The sequence below is a fragment of the Candidatus Brocadiaceae bacterium genome, from assembly GCA_012728835.1.
In the GTDB taxonomy this organism is placed as follows: Bacteria; Planctomycetota; Brocadiia; order SM23-32; family SM23-32; genus JAAYEJ01.
The window spans coordinates 44,644-62,478 of record JAAYEJ010000029.1 but is presented as its reverse complement, the minus strand read 5'-3'; the positions used below and the strand labels follow the sequence as shown (position 1 = coordinate 62,478).

Here is a 17,835-nt window from a genome sequence, read left to right as displayed (position 1 = left end):
GGCCGCGGCGAAGAGGAAGAGGAATGCCGATACGGTCCGTACGGAAGCCGACGTGCGTCCCCGATGCGTGCCTGCCATGGCCGCCTCCCCGAGAGCAAGAGGGCCGATCACCGACACATGGCACGGCGCTCCGCGGGGCAGAGGCGGCTGTTCTGCCGCCGGCGGGCCCGCCGGGCTGCCGCACCCCATGCCGAAGTCCGCCACCCCGGCCCCTCCGCCCCGGGGGCACACTTCATGCCGATGTACTATATCCCATGGGGCGGGAGGCGGCAATTGGCTATTTATTCAATCTCGTGTAAATATTCATTTACAAAACATCTGCATAGTGGAAGGCGGCCCCGGGGAGGGCCGGCGCGTCGGTTGTGGGGGCACGGGAGGGCCGGTATAATCCGACAGGGCGTGATTCCCACCCCGAGGGAGCCGATGCATGAGCCTGAAGACGCTGGCCCGGCAGTTGAAGAACGTCGCCCTGCTGACGGGCACGTTCACCCTTCGCAGCGGCCGCACAAGCCACTATTATTTCGATAAATACCGCTTCGAGACGCACCCCGGCCTGCTCCGGGCGGTCGCGCGCGAGCTGGCGGCCATGCTGCCCGAGGGGGTCCAGCGGCTGGCGGGGGCCGAGTTGGGCGGCGTGCCGCTGGCGACGGCGCTGGCGCTGCAGACGGACCTGCCGTTCGTCATCGTGCGCAAGGCCAGCAAGGGCTACGGGACCGACAGGCGCATCGAGGGCCCCATGGAGGCCGGCGAACGGGTCGTTCTGGTGGAGGACGTGGCGACGACGGCCGGGGCGGCCCTGGACGCCGTGGAGGCGCTCCGCGCGGCGGGCGCCGGCGAGGTGAGCGTGCTGCTCGTGCTCGACCGCCAGGAGGGCGCGGCCGAGGCGTTCGCGGCGGCCGGCGTGCCGTGCCGCGCGCTGTTCACGTCCGAATCGCTCGGCATCGCAGCCGGTTGATGCGGCCGGTATGCTATGAGTTGGAGGCCGACGTGCCCTGTTGACTGCGTGGCACAGGCGCCCTCGCCTGTGTTCCACCCAGCCCCGCCTCGCGGGGCTGGACCTCAGCCGAGGGCGGCTGAGCCACATAAGGCATCGCGGGAGCAGCCATGACACGGGAACCCGAGGAGTCCGTCTACCGCTCGCCCTTCGCCACCCGCTGGGCGGGCCGCGCCATGCTGGAGAACTGGAGCGACCTGCGCAAGTTCCGCACCTGGCGGCGCCTGTGGATCGCCCTGGCCGAAGCGGAGCGCCTGCTGGGGCTGGACATCTCGGAGGAGCAGATCGCCGAGTTGCGCGCCCATCAGGACGACGTGGACTTCGAGCTGGCAGCCCGCCTGGAACGCGAGACGCGCCACGACGTGATGGCGCACGTGCGCGCGTACGGCGAGCAGTGCCCGCGCGCGCGCGGCATCCTGCACCTGGGCGCGACGAGCGCGTTCGTGGGCGACAACACGGACCTGATCCTGCTGCGGGACGGCCTGCGGCTGCTTCTGCCGCCCCTGGCGACGGCCGGCCGCAACCTGGCGGCGTTCGCGCGCGAGTGGCGCGCCCTGCCCTGCCTGGCCTATACGCACTTCCAGCCGGCCCAGGTCACGACCGTCGGCAAGCGCGCGTGCCTCTGGCTGCAGGACCTGCTGGACGCCGCGCGCGAGATCGCCCGCGTGGCGGACGAACTGCCCTTTCGCGGCGTCAAGGGCACGACGGGCACGCAGGCGAGCTTCCTGGCGCTCTTCGACGGCGATCACGAGAAGGTGAAGGAACTCGAGCGCCGGGTGGCCGAGGCGATGGGCTTTTCGCGCGTCTGCCCGGTGACGGGCCAGACGTATCCGCGGGCGCTCGACTATCGGGCGCTCTGCGCGCTCGGGCTCCTGGCGGCGGCCTGCCACAAGATGGCCGGCGACCTGCGCCTGCTGGCCGGTCTGAAGGAACTGGAGGAGCCCTTCGGGCGCTCGCAGGTGGGCTCCTCGGCGATGGCCTACAAGCGCAATCCCATGCGCAGCGAGCGCATGGCGTCGCTCTGCCGGTTCCTGCTCAACCAGGTGCCCAACGCGGCCTTCACGGCGGCGGACCAGTGGCTGGAGCGCACGCTGGACGATTCGGCCGTGCGGCGGCTGACGCTGCCCGAGGCGTTTCTGGCGGCCGACTCCGTCCTGCGCCTGGCCGCGAACGTCACGGGCGGGCTCGTGGTGAACCGCGCCGTCATCGAGCGCCGCCTCCGCGCGGAACTCCCGTTCATTGCCACCGAGAACATCCTGATGCTCGGCGTGCGTGCCGGAGGCGACCGGCAGGCGCTGCACGAGCGCATCCGCGTGCATTCGCTGGACGCCGCCGAGCGCGTGAAGGCCGGCGACGGGGTCAACGACCTGCTGGACCGCTTGCGGGCCGACGAGGCGTTCACGGCCATCGGCGCGGGCTTGGACGCGGCGCTGGCGCCGTCCGCCTTCGTCGGGCGGGCGCCCGAGCAGGTGGACGAGTACCTGGACCAGGTGGCGAGGCCCGCGCTGGCCGACCTGCCCGACGACGACGACGCGGCCGGCGAGCCGCGCGTGTAGCCCCCCCACCGCACACGGAGAGCAACCGATGGACATGGGCGATCAGGAACGCCTGTTGCGGCAGCGCAAGAGGTGGATGTGGGGCTGTACGGGCGGCTGCCTCGGGCTGATCGTCGTCGTCGGCCTGGCGATCATCGGCATCTACATGTGGTTCGCGCGCGCCCTGCCGGTGCCGGACGCGGAGGTGTTCCTGACCCCGCAGACCCGCGCCTTCCTGTTCGTCAGCATCCGTCGGGACGATCCCATGATGGTGGAGGTGCCGGTGCGGCTGGCGCTGAGGCCCGACGTGGGCAACCGGATGCCGATCAAGGCCGATCAGCCCGAGCAGATGCGCGAGGGCGTCGTCTACGTGGCGCCGATCCGACTGGTCGTGCTGGGCACGGCGGCGGCCGGCGAGGACGGCGTCCGCTGGGGCCTGGCCGTCTCGATCACGCGTCTGGGACGCCTGCTCGACGCCGTGCTGCGCCAGGTGGCGGCCAAGAAAGAGTTGCCCAAGCCCGAGCCCTATCGAGGCGGCGCCATCTGGCCGGCGCCGGCCGGAGGGGCGTTCGCCGCCCGCACGAACATCTACATGGTGGCCGAGGACGCGATCCTGCTGCGCACGTGGCTCGACGGCATCGAGGCGGCCGTCCGCCCGGACGACGAGCCGGCTGCAGCGCCCCTGCCGGCGGGCATGGATCCGCAGTTGCTCGGCGCGTACGACCGCCTGGACCGCGACAGCCCCGTCCGCTTCGCCTGTCTGAACACCCGCGGAGAACTGGCCGCCCTGCTGGCGCGCGTCCCGCACCCGGGGGTCCATGCCGCGCTGGAGGCCGCCGGGCTGGCCGGCCCCGGCGTGCATGCGGTCAGCGGGCAGGTGCGCAGCCTGAACAGCCGCGACGCCGCCCTGACCCTGCGGGTCGCGTGCGACGGCGCCGGCACGGCCGCCGGCATCGAGACCGCGCTGCGGAACCTGGCCGCCGACCCGGCGTGCACGCCGTACCTGCGCGAGGCCTCCGTGCAGGGCCATGACGACCACACAGTCGAACTGACCGTGCGCGTCGAGAACTTCGCCGACCGCGTGGCCGCCCTGCTCGCAACGCCGAAGCCGCAGGACTGAGCACCATGCGCACCCCCTCGTGCGACGTCGACACGCCGGCCGGCAGAGGCCATCGGCGCCGGCCGCGCCGGACAGGAGGCGGATCATGATCGTCGCAACCGTCACGGACGTGCACGGGCAGGCCCGCGCGCTGGAGGCGTTCGCCGGGGTGTTCGAGGCGGCGGACGTCGTGGTCGTCGCGGGCGACGTAACGAACTTCGGCCGCCGCCGAGAGGCCGCCGAGGTGATCGAGGCCATCCGCCGGCGCAACCCCCTGGCCCTGGCCGTGCCGGGCAACTGCGACTACCCCGAAGTCGATGCCTACCTGGACGAGCAGGACATCGGCCTGCACGGCATGAGCCGCGTCCTGGACGGCGTCGCCTTCATCGGCCTGGGCGGCTCTCTGCCCTGCCCCGGGCGCACGCCCGGCGAGGTGGAGGAGCCTGAACTCGCGGCGCTGCTGAAGGCCGCGGCAGAGGGCATCGACCCCGCCCTGCCCTGCGTGCTCGTCTGCCATCAGCCGCCGCGCGACACGGCGCTCGACATCGTGGGCAACGGGATGCACGTGGGCAGCCGGTCCGTGCGCGACTTCATCCTGACGCGCGAACCGCTGGTCTGCTTCTGCGGCCACATCCACGAGGCGGCGGGCCGCGACGCGCTCGGGCGGACGCAACTGCTGAACCCCGGGCCGGCACGTGGCGGCGGCTACGCCTGGGCGGAGATCGGCCGGCGCGACGGCGCGCCCGGCCTCGTGCGCTGCGGGCTCGGCCAGGCCCCCGGCATCGCATTCTGATCCCCGGGCGAGGATGCCCGGGGCCGCCCACCGCAGCGCCCCGCCGCGGCTTTCCCCGGCGCGGCGGTTCCATTACAATGGTGCCCGCGGCCGCGGGTGCCGGCGGCCGCTGCCCTGACATCGACAAGCGAGGAACCCATGGCAGACAGCAGCTACGACTTCGACGTGGCCGTCATCGGCGCCGGGCCGGCCGGATACGTGGCGGGCATCCGCGCCGCCCAGCTCGGCGCGAATGCCTGTGTGATCGACAAGGGCGAACTCGGCGGATGCTGCACCAACGTCGGCTGCATCCCGACCAAGGCCCTCTGGCACGCCGCCAACCTGCTCCAGCAGATGCGGCACGCCGACGAAGCCGGCATCGACGTGACCGGTCTGACGCTGAACTACGCGGCCGCCGCGGCCCGGCGCGACGCGGTGGTCGCGAAGCTGCGCGGCGGGATCAAGGCCCTGCTGGCCGCCAACAAGGTGGAACACGTCCGGGCGGCCGCGCGCTTCGAGGACGCCCACACGCTGGCCCTCGAGGGCGACGGCCCCGACCGCCTCCGTGCGCGCCACGTCATCATCGCGACCGGCTCGCAGTCGGTCGAACTGCCGTCGGCGCCGTTCGATCACGAGGTCATCTGGGACAGCGGCGACGCCGTGACCGCGAACGAGCTGCCCGAATCGGTCATCATCGTCGGCGGCGGCTACATCGGAGTCGAGTTCGCGGGCCTCTACTCGGCCTTCGGCGTCGAGGTGACCGTGGTCGAGGCCCTGGACCGGATCCTGCCCGGGGTCGACCTCGACTGCGCGCGCGTCGTGGTGCGCCGCCTGAAGAAGGCCGGCGCCGCGCTGCACCCGGGCACGAAGCTGGAGTCGGTCGCCAGGGACGGCGGCGGCGTGCGGGCCCGTCTGAGCGACGGCCGGGAGGTGTCGGCACAGAGGATGCTGGTCTGCGTGGGCCGCCGGCCGTACTTCGCGGGCCTCGCGCCGGAGGCGGCAGGCATCGAGCCGGGCAAGGCGCGGCGGATCGAGGTCAACGAGCACATGCAGACGTCGCAGCCGCACGTCTACGCCGTCGGCGACGTCGTCGGAGACCCCCAACTGGCGCACGTCGCCAGCCAGGAGGCGGTCGTGGCGGCCGCGCACGCGACGGGCTCGATCACGGCGGCGATGGACTACCGCGTCGTTCCGGCCTGCGTGTTCGCCTCCCCGGAGGTCGCCATGGTCGGCATGGGTGAGGAGCAGGCGCGCGAGGCGGTCGGGGAGCACGTGGTGGTCAAGAAGTTCCCGCTCCAGGCGCTGGGCAAGGCGCACGTGATCGGCGACACGGACGGGTTCGTGAAGATGATCGCCGACGGCCGCCGGGGCGAGCTGCTGGGCGTGCACGCCTGCGGCCCGATGGCCAGTGCCGTCCTGGGCGAGGCCGCCCTGGCACTGCAACTGGAGTGCACGGCCGAGGAACTGGCCGCAACGATCCACGCACACCCCACGCTGCCGGAGGCCCTGCGCGAGGCGGCCGACGGCGTGGTGGGCCCGCCCATCAACTGGAGAGGCTGAGCCGCATGGCACTCCCGCCCCCGCGACCGCGCCTGCTGTGCCCCCCCTTGCGGAGGCTCGGATACGAAGAGGCGTTCCGGGAGCAGGTGCGGCGCCGCGACGCGGTGATCGAGCAGCGGGAACCCGAGTGCCTGATGCTGCTCGAGCACACGCCGACGGTGACGATCGGCCGCACGGGCGTGCGCGGCGACGTGCTGGCCGACGCGGACGCGCTGGCCGCGCGCGGCGTGGCGGTGGCCGAGACGAACCGCGGCGGCGAGGTGACCTACCACGGCCCCGGGCAGCTCGTCGTCTACCCCATCCTGGACCTGCGCCGGCGCGGGCGCAACCTGCACCGCTACCTGCGCGACCTGGAGGCGTGGCTCGTGGCCCTCTGCCGCGGCTACGGCGTGCCGGCCCACGCGGACTCGCCCCATACCGGCGTCTGGGTGGAGGACCGCAAGATCGCCTCCATCGGCATCGCCGTCCGGCACTGGGTGGCCTACCACGGGGTGGCGCTGAACGTGACGACCGACCTGTCGCAGTTCGACCTGATCGTCCCGTGCGGCCTCAGGGGCGTGACGATGACGTCGCTGGCGCGGGAGACCGGCACGGTGCCGGCGCTTGCGGACGTTGCGTTGCGGGCTGCCGAGACCTTCGCGGAACACTTCGAGATGACGCCGGCGCCGGCGGCCGGCGCACGGGAGACTCCATGAGCACCCCCACGCGCAGGTTCCCCCCCTGGCTGCGCAAGCGCCTGCCGCCCGAGCAGCAGATGCGGCCCGTGCTGGACATGCTGGATGAGCTGCACCTGGAGACCGTCTGCCGGCAGGCCCGCTGCCCCAACATCGGCGAGTGCTTCGCACGGGGCACGGCCACGTTCATGATCCTCGGCACGGTCTGCACGCGGGGCTGCACGTTCTGCGCGGTCGCCCGGGGCGCGCCCTCCCCCGTGGAAGCCCGGGAGCCCCGGCGGCTGGCCGAGGCCGTGCGCCGGCTGGGGCTGCGCCACGTGGTGGTCACCAGCGTGACGCGCGACGACCTGCCCGACGGCGGCGCCGGGCACTTCGCCGAGACGATCCGGGCCCTGCACGAGGGCACGGAGGCGACCGTAGAGGTCCTGACGCCGGACTTCGCCGGAAACGCGGCGGATCTGGCCCGGGTGCTTGACGCCGCGCCCGAAGTCTTCAATCATAACGTCGAGACCGTGCCGCGCCTTTACGCCCGCGTGCGCCCGGAAGCGGACTACCGCCGCTCGCTCCGCGTGCTGGCGCAGGCGGCCGAGCACCCCGCCGTGCCGGCCACGAAGAGCGGGCTGATGCTCGGCCTGGGCGAGACGCCGCAGGAGGTCTCGGCCGTCCTGGGCGACCTGTGCGGCGCCGGCTGCACGGCGCTGACGCTGGGGCAGTACCTGGCGCCGTCGCCGGCCCACTGCCCGGTGGCGGAGTTCGTGCCGCCGGAACGCTTCGCCGCCCTGGAGGCGCAGGCGCTGCGGATGGGCTTTGCCGCCGTGGCGAGCGGGCCGTTCGTCCGCAGCAGCTACGGGGCGGCCGCCATGGCACGGGATCTGGTGAACGACAGGATCAACGGAACGGGAACGGAGACACGCGATGCCGATTGAAGTGAAGCTGCCCCCGCTGGGCGACGAGGCGCCGGAGGACGCCGAGGTGTCCTTCTGGTACGTCAACGAGGGCGAGGAGATGGTCGAGGGCGAGGACATGGTGGAGATGGTCACGGACAAGGCGGCGTTCACCGTGCCGGCGCCCGTCAGCGGCAGGATCACGTCGATTCTGGCCGGCGAGGGCGAGAAGGTGAAGGCCGGCCAGGTGATGGCGCTCGTCGAGCAGTAGCACGCGGGGACCTATGGGGTTCGAATCCATCGAGGGCCAGGAGCGGGCCGGGCGCCAGTTGGCCGGCCTGCTGAAAAGCGGCCGGCTGCCGCACGCGCTGCTCTTCCTCGGGTCCGCCGGGACGGGGCGCCTGGAGATGGCGCGCCGGCTGGCCGCCGCCCTGCTCTGCCCGGACTCGACCGGCGCCGACTGCCGCCTGCTGGCAGGCAACGCACACCCGGACTACACGCAGGTGGGCCTGCCGGAGGGCCGCCAGTCGCTGCCGTTGCAGGTCGTGCGCGACCTGCAGCACACGGCCGGGCTTCGGCCGGTTCGGGCGGACCGGCGCGTGTTCGTCGTCAACGATGCCGAGCGCATGACCGACGAGGCCGCGAACGCGTTCCTGAAGCTGCTGGAGGAGCCGCCCGGCCGCTGCGTGTTCATCCTGATCGCCTCGAGCCTCCGGCGCGTCCCCGAGACCATCATCAGCCGCTGCCGCCTGGTGCGATTCGCCAACCTGCCCCAGGCGGCGCTGAGCCGCCGGCTCACCGAGGAGGGCTACGCCGACGACGACGCCCACTGGCTGGCCGGCCGATGCTGGGGCGCCCCCGGCCTGGCCCTGCGGTCCGCCCGCGAAGGGCTCCACGAACGGAACCGGGAGTTGCTGGACCGGCTGGCCTCGGCCGCGCCCGAGGACAACCTGGAACTGGCCGACTGGCTGGCCGACCTCGCCAAAGAGGCCGGCGCGGGCTCCGCGCGCGACTCCCTGCAGGACCTGCTGGAGTGCCTGGCCGTCTACTACCGCGACCTGGCCGTCCTGGCCGCCGCGCCGGAGGACGACTGCCCACTGGTGAACCGGGACCGGGAGGGGGCGATGCGGCAACGGGCCGCCGCCGCCGGCGACGCGGACGATTACCTGGACCTCGCCGACACCGTCGTGGAGACGATCGAGATGATCGGGGCCAACGCGCAGATGCGCCTGGCCCTGGACCGCATGTTCACGCGCCTCTGCGGCGCCGAACCGCAGACGTAACGACAGCCTTCGAGGGTCCATGGAAGGAACGGTCATCCGGATCCGGTCCGCACTGTGCGAGGTGGACGCGGGGGACGCCGTCTATGAGTGCAAGGTGCGCGGCCGCCTGGTCGACAACGACACGGGGGAGTCGAAGCCGCTGGCCGTCGGGGACCGGGTCATCCTCACCGCCGTCGGGGGCGGCGAAGGGGTGGTGGAGCAGGTGCTTCCGCGCCGCACGAAGCTCTCTCGCACCTCGCCGCGCGGGCAGCACACCGAACACGTGATCGTCGCCAACGTGGACCAGTTGCTCATCGTCACGTCCGTACGCGTCCCGCCGCTGACGCCGGGCATCATCGACCGATACATCATCGCCGGCGAGACCGGGCGGCTCGAACCGATCCTCTGCATCAACAAGACCGACCAGGCGGACGATCCCGCCGAGTACGAAGACGTGGCCGGCATGTACGAGTCGCTCGGCTACCGCGTCCTGCGCACGAGCGCCCTGCAGCGCCGCGGCCTGGACGGTCTGCGGGCGGCCCTCCGCGACCGGAGCACGGTCTTCGCCGGCCACAGCGGCGTGGGCAAGTCCTCCCTGCTGAATGCCCTCCAGCCGGGCCTGAAGCTCCGTACGGGCCCGGTGACCACCAAGGGCCGCCACGTCACCACCTACGCCTCGCTGCTCAAGCTGTCCTTCGGCGGCTACGTGGTGGACACGCCGGGCATCCGGGAGTTCACGCTCTGGGACATCCGGAAGGTCGAGGTCGCCCAGTTCTTCCCGCACATCTGGGAACTCTCCGCCGACTGCCGCATGCCCGACTGCGTCCACATGCACGAACCGCACTGCGCCGTGAAGGCGGCCGTCGAGAGCGGCGAGCTGGACGCGGAGCGCTACCACAGCTACGTGCGGATCGTCGAGGGCATCGAGGAGATCGAGGTGCCCCGCGCAACGGACGTGGAACAGCCCCAGGAGCAGGTCGCGAAGAAGCAGCGCCGCCAGTCCCGCAGCACGCGCAAGCAGGCCGTGCGCCACCGCTGGCGGGAGGAATTGGCCTGGGACGACGACGAGACGCCGTAGCGCCCCCCCTTCAGGCGTAGAGGCCCTGTTCGGCGATGTAGCGTGCGACGGCCTCGGGCACCAGCCCCACGACGGACAGGCCGGCCCGCAGCCGCTCCCGGACCTGCGTGGAGGAGACCTCCATGGGCGGCCCGTCGATCCGCCGGGCCCGCGCCGCCGCCACCCACGCCCTTCCGAAGCGCGGCACCAAGCCCTCCAGCACCTCGTCGAGCCGGCAGCCGGGCCGGTCGAAGGGCACGACCAGGGCCTGGGCCACCAGTTCGTCGGCCCGCCACCAGCGCGCCAGGTCGCCGACGCTGTCGGCGCCCAGCAGCAGGTAGATCGGCGCATCGACGCCCACCTCGCGGCGCAGTTCCTGCACCGTGATGAGCGTGTAGGACGGCCCCTGGCGGTCGAGTTCCGCCGTGCTGACGCGCAGGCCGCGCCGGCCCTCGACGGCCAGTTCGAGCATCCGTACGCGGTGAGCGTCCGAGGCGACCGGCCGGACGGGCTTGTGGGGGTTGCGGCGTGCGGGCACCAGCCGGACGCAGTCGAGGGCAAGCCGGTCGCGCGCGCGCTCAGCCAGGGCCACGTGCGCGCAGTGGACGGGGTCGAACGAGCCCCCGAGCAGGCCGATGCCGGCCATCACGGCTTCCCCACCGCTGCGGCGACGGCCTGGAGCCTCTTGAGCAGAAGCTCCATCGACTCCAGCGGCACCATGCTGGCGGCGTCGGACAGGGCCTCGTCGGGCTGCGGGTGCGTCTCGATGAACACGGCGTCGGCCCCGGCCGCCACGGCGGCCGATCCGAGCGGCATCGCCATCTCGCGCTCACCCCCGCTGGCGGTGCCGGCCGCGCCGGGGCGCTGGGTGGAATGGGTGACGTCGAACGCGACGGGATAGCCGAGGGCCTTCATGCGGACGATCGAGCGCATGTCGGCCACCAGGTCGTGGTAGCCGAAGACGGCGCCGCGCTCGCACAGAAGGACGTCCGCGTTGCCCATGGACCGGACCTTCTCGGCGGCGCGCCCCATGTCCTCCGGGGCGATGAACTGGCCCTTCTTGATGAGGACGGGCCGACCGGCGCGCGCGGCGGCGATCAGCAGGTCCGTCTGACGGCACAGGAAGGCGGGGATCTGGAGCATGTCGACGACCTCGGCCACCGGGGCGGCCTGCTCCGGCAGGTGGATGTCGGTCACGACGGGCACGCCCACCTTCTCCTTGACCTCGGCCAGGATGCTGAGGCCGTCCTCCATGCCGACTCCTCGGAACGAGGAGATGCTGCTGCGGTTGGCCTTGTCGAACGACGCCTTGAAGACGAACGGCAGCTTGATCTGTTCGCAGAGCGCCTTCAGATGGGAGGCGACCCGCAGACAGAGGCAGCGCCCCTCGATGACACACGGCCCGGCGATGACGAGCAACGGCCGGCCGTCGCCGGCCGAGATTCCCTCGGTGATATGCACTTGCGCCACGGAACTGAGTTCCTTTCCAGCTTGGGGCCGGCGCCCCCTCCTGCGGCGGGGGCAGGATACCAAATCCCTTGACAGGGTTCAAACTTCCTGTTAGCCTGCCAGGGACGGTGAACTGCAGGCAGGGTGTGCCGTTCCGCCGCAGCCGCTCTCCCCCAATGATCGTGCTGAAGAGTCTATGGCAACGACACTTGCGAAGCAACTTGACGAACTGCTGGCCGCCCCGCTGACCAGGGACAACTACGACCAACTGGTCACCTGCGTCTACGACAGCTACGCCACGGTCGATCAGGCGGACCGGCGCATCCGGCAGATGGAGGCGGACCGGGACCAGGTCTCCGACGACGAGCAGAGAGACCTCAGCGAGAAGCTGGGGATCCTGCTGCTGGCCCGCGGACGCTACGCGGAGGCCGCCGAGCGGTTGCGCCCCGTGCGCAGCCGCAAGAACGCCGCCCACTTCCTGGGCCGCGCACTGCTGGCCATGGGCCGCACGCAGGAAGGCGTGGACCTGCTCCAGGCCGAGGCCGGCCAGGACCCGGCGATCGACGTGCTCCTGGTCGAAGCCTACTGCGACCTGCAGCAGCCGCAGGCGGCCGTCGACATCCTGAAGAAGCACGCCAAGGCCGAACCGACCGCCGCCCTGCTGTATGCCCGCGGCCTGTTGGCGGAGGCCGACGGAGACTACGCCGAGGCCATGCGGCTGTACGAATCCGCGCTCGACCTGGACCCCGAGCATGCCCGGAGCCTGTTCCGGCTGGCCCGGAACGCCGACCTGAACGGCGACGACAGGCGGGCCATGGAGCTGTACGGCCGCTGCGCCGACCTGCGCCCGACATACGTCGGCGCGCTGATCAACCTGGGCATCCTGAGCGAGGACCACAACGAGTACGACCGCGCGATCGACTGCTACAAGCGCGTGCTCGCCATCGACCCTCGGCACAAGCAGGCGCAGCTCTACCTGAAGGACGCCGAGTCGTCGCTGACCATGTTCGTCGACGCCGCCAAGACGCGCGACATGCGCCGCATGGAGGAGTTGTTCAACATGGAACTCTCCGCGTTCGAGCTGAGCGCGCGGAGCCGCACGTGCCTGGACCGTCGGGACATCAAGACGCTGGGCGCCCTGACGAAGGTCACGCGCGAGGAGCTGCTGAGCGAAAAGAACTTCGGCGACACGAGCCTGGAGGAGATCGAGCAGTTGATGGCCCGCTACGACCTCCAGCTCGGCCAGGAAGCCCCCCGCGAAGAGGACGACGACGAGAGCGACGCCCTGACCGCCTCGGTCGAGACGCTCGAGCTGTCCACCCGCTGCCGTCGATGCCTGGAGCGCCTCGGGGTGGCCACGATCGGCGACCTGGTGCGCCTGAGCGAGGCCGACCTGGTGGGCGTGCCCAACTTCGGCGCCACGAGCCTCAACGAGATCGTGCTGAAACTGGAGTCGCTCGGCCTGGAACTCCGGAGCGAGTGAACGGATGATCGACCGCCTCCAGGGCCGCCTCGTCGTCAAGAGCCCGACGGCCGCGACGATCGACGTGGGCGGCGTCGGGCTGGTCGCGCGAATCCCTCTGTCCACCTACGAGGCCCTGCCCCCCGAGGGCGGCCGTGCCGTCCTGCTGACCCACCTGCTGGTGCGTGAGGACGAGCTGTGCCTGTTCGGCTTCGCCACCGAGCTGGAGCGGGAGCTGTTCCGCATGCTGCTGCCGGTCAGCCGCATCGGCCCGGCCGTCGCGCTGCGTGTGCTGAGCAGTTGCGAGCCCGGCCAGTTCAAGCGCTACATCCTGGACGGCAACGCGGACGCGCTCAAGAGCACCGTGAAGGGGATCGGCGCCAAGACGGCCTCGCGCCTCATCGTGGAACTGCGCGAACGGATCGAACGGCTGCCCGTGGCCGCCGAGGAAGCCGGCAGCCAGGCCGCACGGGACGCCGTGCAGGCACTCGTGGCGCTCGGGGAACCCGAGGCCGATGCCCGGCAGGCCGTGCGCGCCGCCGTGGCCCGGCTCGGCCCCGACGCCGACCGCCAGCAGCTCGTGCAGGATGCCCTCGGCCACTGACGCCTCCTGCGGTGCACCTTCGACCGGCCGCGCACGGATCGGGAACGATGAACGAGCAGGACATCTACTCCGGCCTTCCCCAGGACGACGAGCAGACGATCGAGAGCGTCCTGCGCCCCGCGTCGTTCGCCGACTTCGTCGGCCGCCCCGGCACGGTCGACAACCTGCGGACGTGGATCGAGGCCGCCCGCATGCGCGCCGAGCCGCTCGACCACATCCTCTTCTGCGGCCCGCCCGGACTGGGCAAGACGACCCTCGCCTACATCATCGCCAACGAACTCGGCGTCAGCCTGCGGTCCACCAGCGGCCCGGCCCTCAGCAAGCCCCGCGACCTGGTGGGCCTCCTGACCGGCCTGCGCAGGGGCGACGTCCTGTTCATCGACGAGATCCACCGCCTCGACGTGCGCGTCGAGGAGTATCTCTACACGGCGATGGAGGACTTCTTCATCACCATCATCATCGACCCGGGACCGCATGGCCGGTCGATCCGCCTGGACCTGCGCCCCTTCACGCTCATCGGCGCCACCACGCGCGAGGGGCTCCTGGCCCCGCCGCTGCGCAGCCGCTTCCAGATCTCCGAACGGCTCGACTTCTACACCACCGACGAACTCATGGAGGTCGCCGCCAAGAGCGCACGAATCCTCGGCATCGGCCTGCAGCCGCAGGCCGCCCGCCGCATCGCCGAGTGCTCCCGCGGCACGCCCCGCATCACCAACCGGTTCCTGCGCCGCATCCGCGACGTCGCCCAGGCGGCCGGAAGCGGCGTCATCACGCCGCAGATCGCCGAGGACGGCCTGCGACGGCTCGGCGTCGACGACCGCGGACTGGCCGAGATGGACCGCCGTATCCTGGCGCTCCTGGCGCGCAGCTCCGGCCGCCCCGTCGGGCTCAAGACCATCGCCGCCGTCGTCGGCGAACAGGAAGACACGATCGAGGACGTCTACGAGCCGTTCCTGATCCGCCAGGGCCTGCTGGAACGCACGGCCCGGGGGCGCGCCATCACGCCGGCCGGCCTGGAGGCCTGCGGCGCCGACGGCCCCGGGCCCGAAGGGCAGGCATCGCTGTTCTGAAGCGCTGCGCCCGCGCTCAGGCCCCGAGCCACGGGAAGGACGCCATGAGAGTGCTCCTCCACGTCTGCTGCGCCGCATGCGCCATCGAGCCGGCCGAGGAGCTGGCGCGCAACGGCCACCGGGTCCACGGGTTCTTCAGCAACCCGAACATCCACCCGTTCATCGAGTTCCGCCGGCGCCTGAAGGCACTCAAGGTGCTCCAGGAGCGACTGCCGCTGCCGGTGACCTACCAGGAGGACTACGGGCTGCCCGACTGGCTGGCGGCCGTGCGCTGGGCGGCCCCGGCGGCCGAACGCTGCGCCGACTGCTACCGCCTGCGGCTGGCGCGCACGGCCGAGACGGCGGCCCGCGGCGGCTACGAGGCATTTGCCACCACGCTGCTGTCCAGCACCCACCAGGACCATTCCGTCATCCGCGCGATCGGCGAGGAGTGCGCCCGGACCCACGGCGTGGCCTTCCTGGCGCAGGACTGGCGCCCGCTGGCCGAGCGCGGCCACGAACGCGCCCGCCGGATGCGCCTCTACCTGCAGAACTACTGCGGCTGCGTCTTCAGCGAATGGGAACGGTTCCGCGACACGGCCCTGCACGTCTACCGCGGCCAGGGGCCCGCCGCCGACACGCCCGAGGTCTCGTGACCAGGAGCGCCGCATGGACGAACAGACGCCCCTCGAGGCCGCCCCCCGCCCGCCGCGCCGGCGCGGCCCCGGCCCGGGCCTCGCCGCAGCGGCCGCCGCCCTGGGCCTGCTGGCCTTCGTGGGCCTGTACGGGTGGCAGTTCTGGCGCCCCCTGCCCGTGGTGCCGCCCATGCCCGCCGCACCGGCCTCGATCGTGTACCCGGAGACGGTCCCGGTGGTCATCGTCTCGGCGTCGCCGTCTCTGCGCCTCTCGTGCCCCGGCGGCGCGAGCTGGTACGCGCCCGGCGAGCGCTTCCTGGACATGGGCGAGGGGCCCTGGCGGGTGACCGCCTCGGGCGAGGTCCTGCACCTGAACGACCTGGCCGTCCCCGAAGGGGAGGCGCAACTGCGGCCGAACGACGACGGGTTCGTCCTGGGCGAAGACGCCTATCGCGGGCACCTGGTCCTGACGGTCCGCCCCGGGGACTGCGTCCGCGCGGTCAACGTGCTCCCGCCGGAGCAGTACATCGCCGGTGTGGTCGGCCGGGAACTGTATGCCCGCTGGCCGATGGAGGCCCTGATGGCCCAGGCCGTGGCGGCCCGCACGTTCATGCTGTACACGCTGGACGCCCGCGGCCACATGGTGCCGGCGGACATGGCCTACCGCGGCCGGGAGGCCGAATCGCGCCCGGCCCGCCTGGCCACCGAGTTGACCGCAGGCATCGTGCTGGCCTACGACGACCGCCCCCTCCCCGCCTACTTCCAGAGCACGTGCGGCGGCCGGACGGTTGCCGTCGAACGGGTCTTCGCACTGGACGCCCTGCCGCCGCTGCGGGGCGTCGAGTGCCCGTGGTGCCGGGGCACGCGCTGGTATGAGTGGAGCCTGGAGGTGACCGGCGCCGATCTGGCCCGCCGGCTCGACCGGCCGGACGTCGCGGAGGTCCGCACCCTACGGCCCCTCGAGACCGAGCCGGACGGCTACGCGCGGTTCGTGCTCATCAACGACGAGGTGAAGCTGGACGCGGGGGCGCTGCGCCGCGCCCTGGGCGGCAACCGCATGCGCAGCCTCCGCTTCCGGGTGACGGCGCGGGACGGGGTGTTCTCGCTCCAGGGGCGCGGCTACGGCCACGGGGTGGGCCTGTGCCAGTGGGGCGCGCGGGGGATGGCGCGCGCCGGCCACACGTGGCAGGAGATCCTGCAGCACTACTACCCGGGCGCGCTCGTCTGCAGGGCGCACTGAGGCGCCGGGGCCGTCCTCAGCCGGCGTCCTGTTCGTCCTCTTCGGTCCCGCGCAGGGAGGCCTCCACGCCGCCCTCGGCATCGCCTTCGATGGACCCCACCTGGATGTCCAGGTCCTCGCGGCGTTCGATCTTCGCCAGCGTGCCGTCGCGCACCCAGATGATGCGGTCGGAGGCGCTGAGCATCTTGATGTCGTGCGTCGCCGTGATGATCGTCACGTTCTGGTGTGCGTTCATCTCGCCGAGGAGCTGGATGATCTCCTTGCCCGTGGCCAGGTCCAGGTTGCCGGTGGGCTCGTCGGCCAGGATGATGCTGGGCGAGTTGGCCATGGCGCGGGCGATCGCAACGCGCTGCTGCTGCCCGCCGGACAGCTCGAAGGGCTTGTGGTCGTAGCGCTCGGCCAGCCCGACCTGGTCGAGCAGGTCCATGCCCTTGTCGCGCGCCTCGTCGGTGGTCAGGCCGGCGAAGGTCATCGGCAGCGTGACGTTTTCCAGCGCCGACATGACGGGGATGAGGTTGAACGTCTGGAAGATGTAGCCGATCTTCCGGCAGCGGAGCCAGGCGAGTTCGTAGGCGTCCAGCTGGGCCACGTCGACCTCGTCGATGTAGACCTGGCCGCTGCTGGGCTTGTCCAGCGCCCCGACCATGTTGAACAGCGTCGTCTTGCCGCTGCCGCTGGGGCCCATGATGCTGATGTACTCACCGACCTGGATGTCCAGCGTGATGCCCTTGAGGGCGTGCACCTCGACCTTGCCCATGCGGTAGATCTTGCGCACGTCCACGGTGCGCACGACGGTCTGCTGCTCGACGTCGGTTCGGGCGGCTGCGGTATCTGCCAAGGCTCCATCCTCCTCGCTTGCACCTCATGGCGGCCGAAGCACGGCGGCGCGTGCGCGCTACGCCTCGACCCGCATGGCCTGCACCGGCTCCATCCGCGCCGCACGGATGGCCGGGTAAATGGCGGCGACAATGCTCAGAACGATCCCCACGGCCAGGGCGATCACCAGCCAGACCAGAACGGACCCGATGGGGAAGAAGTGCAGCGTCAGCCAGAAGGTCTCGCCCGTCTCCAGGTCCGTGACGCGGTAGGTGAGCAGCGCGCGCAGAAACGCCAGCACGAAGCCGATGAAGGCCCCGATCAGCGAGCCCACGACGCCCTGGAGGGACGACTCGATCAGGAAGAGCTTCACGACGAACCGGTCCAGCGCGCCGAGGCACTTCATGGTGCCGATCTCGCGGAACCGTTCGGTAACGCTCATCAGCATGGCGTTGGTGATGCCGACCACACACACCATCAGGCTCAGGGTGACGAGCCAGACGCCGCGCATGTCGTGCGTCTGGCCGCGACTGCCCGCCCCGCGCGCGATCAGCCGGTTCATCAGGCTGCCGGCGACCTGCACCGTCTCGTCGGCGCCTTCGGCGCCCTGCCCGCGGACAAACCAGGAGAGCACGTCGGGGTCGGCCGCCGAGGCGCCATCCACCGAGTACCAGGCCACCTGCCCCTTGCCGAGGTCCCAGCTCCAGGCCACCTCGTCTCCGCCGTCCCGCGCCACGGCCATG

The 17,835-nt window shown here is 71.8% G+C and carries 19 protein-coding genes; 15 read left to right on the top strand and 4 right to left on the bottom strand.

Annotated elements, in window-relative coordinates; genetic code table 11:
* Nucleotides 1–427: 427 nt before the first annotated feature.
* From pyrE to rsgA, 10 genes are all read left to right on the top strand, one after another.
* Nucleotides 428–955, top strand: coding sequence for an orotate phosphoribosyltransferase (pyrE, locus tag GXY85_04470; GenBank protein NLW50085.1), 528 nt, complete (start codon nucleotides 428–430; stop codon nucleotides 953–955).
* Nucleotides 956–1,104: 149 nt separating this feature from the next.
* Nucleotides 1,105–2,550 (top strand): adenylosuccinate lyase, encoded by a 1,446-nt coding sequence (locus tag GXY85_04465; protein NLW50084.1) that lies wholly within the window; start codon nucleotides 1,105–1,107, stop codon nucleotides 2,548–2,550.
* Between the two features lie 28 nt (nucleotides 2,551–2,578).
* A complete protein-coding gene (locus GXY85_04460; GenBank protein ID NLW50083.1) occupies nucleotides 2,579–3,649 on the top strand; it encodes a hypothetical protein in 1,071 nt (356 codons plus the stop codon).
* 85 nt (nucleotides 3,650–3,734) lie between these two features.
* On the top strand, nucleotides 3,735–4,421 hold the full coding sequence (locus GXY85_04455; GenBank protein ID NLW50082.1) for a serine/threonine protein phosphatase: 687 nt from the start codon (nucleotides 3,735–3,737) through the stop codon (nucleotides 4,419–4,421).
* 138 nt (nucleotides 4,422–4,559) lie between these two features.
* Nucleotides 4,560–5,960, top strand: coding sequence for a dihydrolipoyl dehydrogenase (gene lpdA / locus GXY85_04450; GenBank protein ID NLW50081.1), 1,401 nt, complete (start codon nucleotides 4,560–4,562; stop codon nucleotides 5,958–5,960).
* A gap of 5 nt (nucleotides 5,961–5,965) precedes the next feature.
* Nucleotides 5,966–6,655, top strand: a complete 690-nt coding sequence (gene lipB / locus GXY85_04445) for a lipoyl(octanoyl) transferase LipB (protein ID NLW50080.1) — start codon at nucleotides 5,966–5,968, stop codon at nucleotides 6,653–6,655.
* Nucleotides 6,652–7,560, top strand: a complete 909-nt coding sequence (gene lipA / locus GXY85_04440; protein ID NLW50079.1) for a lipoyl synthase — start codon at nucleotides 6,652–6,654, stop codon at nucleotides 7,558–7,560. Before lipB ends, lipA begins: the two co-directional genes overlap by 4 nt.
* Nucleotides 7,550–7,789, top strand: coding sequence for a biotin/lipoyl-binding protein (locus GXY85_04435; GenBank protein NLW50078.1), 240 nt, complete (start codon nucleotides 7,550–7,552; stop codon nucleotides 7,787–7,789). The genes lipA and GXY85_04435 overlap by 11 nt, the downstream gene beginning before the upstream one ends.
* A 13-nt stretch (nucleotides 7,790–7,802) precedes the next feature.
* Nucleotides 7,803–8,801, top strand: coding sequence for a DNA polymerase III subunit delta' (locus GXY85_04430; GenBank protein NLW50077.1), 999 nt, complete (start codon nucleotides 7,803–7,805; stop codon nucleotides 8,799–8,801).
* 19 nt (nucleotides 8,802–8,820) lie between these two features.
* Complete coding sequence (gene rsgA / locus GXY85_04425; GenBank protein ID NLW50076.1) at nucleotides 8,821–9,858, top strand: ribosome small subunit-dependent GTPase A; 1,038 nt, start codon at nucleotides 8,821–8,823, stop codon at nucleotides 9,856–9,858.
* A gap of 10 nt (nucleotides 9,859–9,868) precedes the next feature.
* On the opposite strand, the gene nadD is transcribed toward rsgA, so the two are convergent.
* Nucleotides 9,869–10,483 (bottom strand): nicotinate (nicotinamide) nucleotide adenylyltransferase, encoded by a 615-nt coding sequence (gene nadD, locus GXY85_04420; protein NLW50075.1) that lies wholly within the window; start codon nucleotides 10,481–10,483, stop codon nucleotides 9,869–9,871.
* The gene (kdsA, locus tag GXY85_04415; protein ID NLW50074.1) at nucleotides 10,483–11,307 is read right to left on the bottom strand and encodes a 3-deoxy-8-phosphooctulonate synthase; all 825 of its coding nucleotides are present in this window, start codon (nucleotides 11,305–11,307) and stop codon (nucleotides 10,483–10,485) included. The genes nadD and kdsA overlap by 1 nt, the downstream gene beginning before the upstream one ends.
* Nucleotides 11,308–11,482: 175 nt before the next feature.
* Between kdsA and GXY85_04410 the strand changes: the two genes are divergently transcribed.
* Genes GXY85_04410 through GXY85_04390 form a run of 5 tightly spaced genes read left to right on the top strand, consistent with a single transcriptional unit; the run spans nucleotide 11,483 to nucleotide 16,276 of the window.
* On the top strand, nucleotides 11,483–12,769 hold the full coding sequence (locus GXY85_04410) for a tetratricopeptide repeat protein (protein NLW50073.1): 1,287 nt from the start codon (nucleotides 11,483–11,485) through the stop codon (nucleotides 12,767–12,769).
* A 4-nt stretch (nucleotides 12,770–12,773) separates the two neighbouring features.
* Nucleotides 12,774–13,352, top strand: a complete 579-nt coding sequence (locus GXY85_04405) for a Holliday junction branch migration protein RuvA (protein ID NLW50072.1) — start codon at nucleotides 12,774–12,776, stop codon at nucleotides 13,350–13,352.
* A 47-nt stretch (nucleotides 13,353–13,399) separates the two neighbouring features.
* A complete protein-coding gene (ruvB, locus tag GXY85_04400; protein ID NLW50071.1) occupies nucleotides 13,400–14,422 on the top strand; it encodes a Holliday junction branch migration DNA helicase RuvB in 1,023 nt (340 codons plus the stop codon).
* A 44-nt stretch (nucleotides 14,423–14,466) separates the two neighbouring features.
* On the top strand, nucleotides 14,467–15,057 hold the full coding sequence (locus tag GXY85_04395; protein ID NLW50070.1) for an epoxyqueuosine reductase QueH: 591 nt from the start codon (nucleotides 14,467–14,469) through the stop codon (nucleotides 15,055–15,057).
* A 13-nt stretch (nucleotides 15,058–15,070) separates the two neighbouring features.
* Nucleotides 15,071–16,276, top strand: coding sequence for a SpoIID/LytB domain-containing protein (locus GXY85_04390; GenBank protein NLW50069.1), 1,206 nt, complete (start codon nucleotides 15,071–15,073; stop codon nucleotides 16,274–16,276).
* A gap of 16 nt (nucleotides 16,277–16,292) precedes the next feature.
* Here the strand turns inward: GXY85_04390 and GXY85_04385 are convergent, their stop codons facing one another.
* Nucleotides 16,293–17,033 carry an ABC transporter ATP-binding protein gene (locus GXY85_04385; protein ID NLW50068.1) on the bottom strand — a complete coding sequence of 247 codons (741 nt, stop codon included), beginning with the start codon at nucleotides 17,031–17,033 and terminating at the stop codon, nucleotides 16,293–16,295.
* A gap of 138 nt (nucleotides 17,034–17,171) precedes the next feature.
* On the bottom strand, nucleotides 17,172–17,834 hold the full coding sequence (locus GXY85_04380; GenBank protein NLW50067.1) for an ABC transporter permease: 663 nt from the start codon (nucleotides 17,832–17,834) through the stop codon (nucleotides 17,172–17,174).
* Nucleotide 17,835: the final 1 nt, after the last annotated feature.

Coding starts and splice junctions, on each gene's coding strand:
- pyrE (NLW50085.1), top strand. CDS start 428: ATGAGCCTGAAGACGCTGGCCCGGCAGTTGAAGAACGTCGCCCTGCTG.
- GXY85_04465 (NLW50084.1), top strand. CDS start 1,105: ATGACACGGGAACCCGAGGAGTCCGTCTACCGCTCGCCCTTCGCCACC.
- GXY85_04460 (NLW50083.1), top strand. CDS start 2,579: ATGGACATGGGCGATCAGGAACGCCTGTTGCGGCAGCGCAAGAGGTGG.
- GXY85_04455 (NLW50082.1), top strand. CDS start 3,735: ATGATCGTCGCAACCGTCACGGACGTGCACGGGCAGGCCCGCGCGCTG.
- lpdA (NLW50081.1), top strand. CDS start 4,560: ATGGCAGACAGCAGCTACGACTTCGACGTGGCCGTCATCGGCGCCGGG.
- lipB (NLW50080.1), top strand. CDS start 5,966: ATGGCACTCCCGCCCCCGCGACCGCGCCTGCTGTGCCCCCCCTTGCGG.
- lipA (NLW50079.1), top strand. CDS start 6,652: ATGAGCACCCCCACGCGCAGGTTCCCCCCCTGGCTGCGCAAGCGCCTG.
- GXY85_04435 (NLW50078.1), top strand. CDS start 7,550: ATGCCGATTGAAGTGAAGCTGCCCCCGCTGGGCGACGAGGCGCCGGAG.
- GXY85_04430 (NLW50077.1), top strand. CDS start 7,803: ATGGGGTTCGAATCCATCGAGGGCCAGGAGCGGGCCGGGCGCCAGTTG.
- rsgA (NLW50076.1), top strand. CDS start 8,821: ATGGAAGGAACGGTCATCCGGATCCGGTCCGCACTGTGCGAGGTGGAC.
- nadD (NLW50075.1), bottom strand. CDS start 10,483: ATGGCCGGCATCGGCCTGCTCGGGGGCTCGTTCGACCCCGTCCACTGC.
- GXY85_04410 (NLW50073.1), top strand. CDS start 11,483: ATGGCAACGACACTTGCGAAGCAACTTGACGAACTGCTGGCCGCCCCG.
- GXY85_04405 (NLW50072.1), top strand. CDS start 12,774: ATGATCGACCGCCTCCAGGGCCGCCTCGTCGTCAAGAGCCCGACGGCC.
- ruvB (NLW50071.1), top strand. CDS start 13,400: ATGAACGAGCAGGACATCTACTCCGGCCTTCCCCAGGACGACGAGCAG.
- GXY85_04395 (NLW50070.1), top strand. CDS start 14,467: ATGAGAGTGCTCCTCCACGTCTGCTGCGCCGCATGCGCCATCGAGCCG.
- GXY85_04390 (NLW50069.1), top strand. CDS start 15,071: ATGGACGAACAGACGCCCCTCGAGGCCGCCCCCCGCCCGCCGCGCCGG.
- GXY85_04385 (NLW50068.1), bottom strand. CDS start 17,033: ATGGGCAAGGTCGAGGTGCACGCCCTCAAGGGCATCACGCTGGACATC.
- GXY85_04380 (NLW50067.1), bottom strand. CDS start 17,834: ATGGCCGTGGCGCGGGACGGCGGAGACGAGGTGGCCTGGAGCTGGGAC.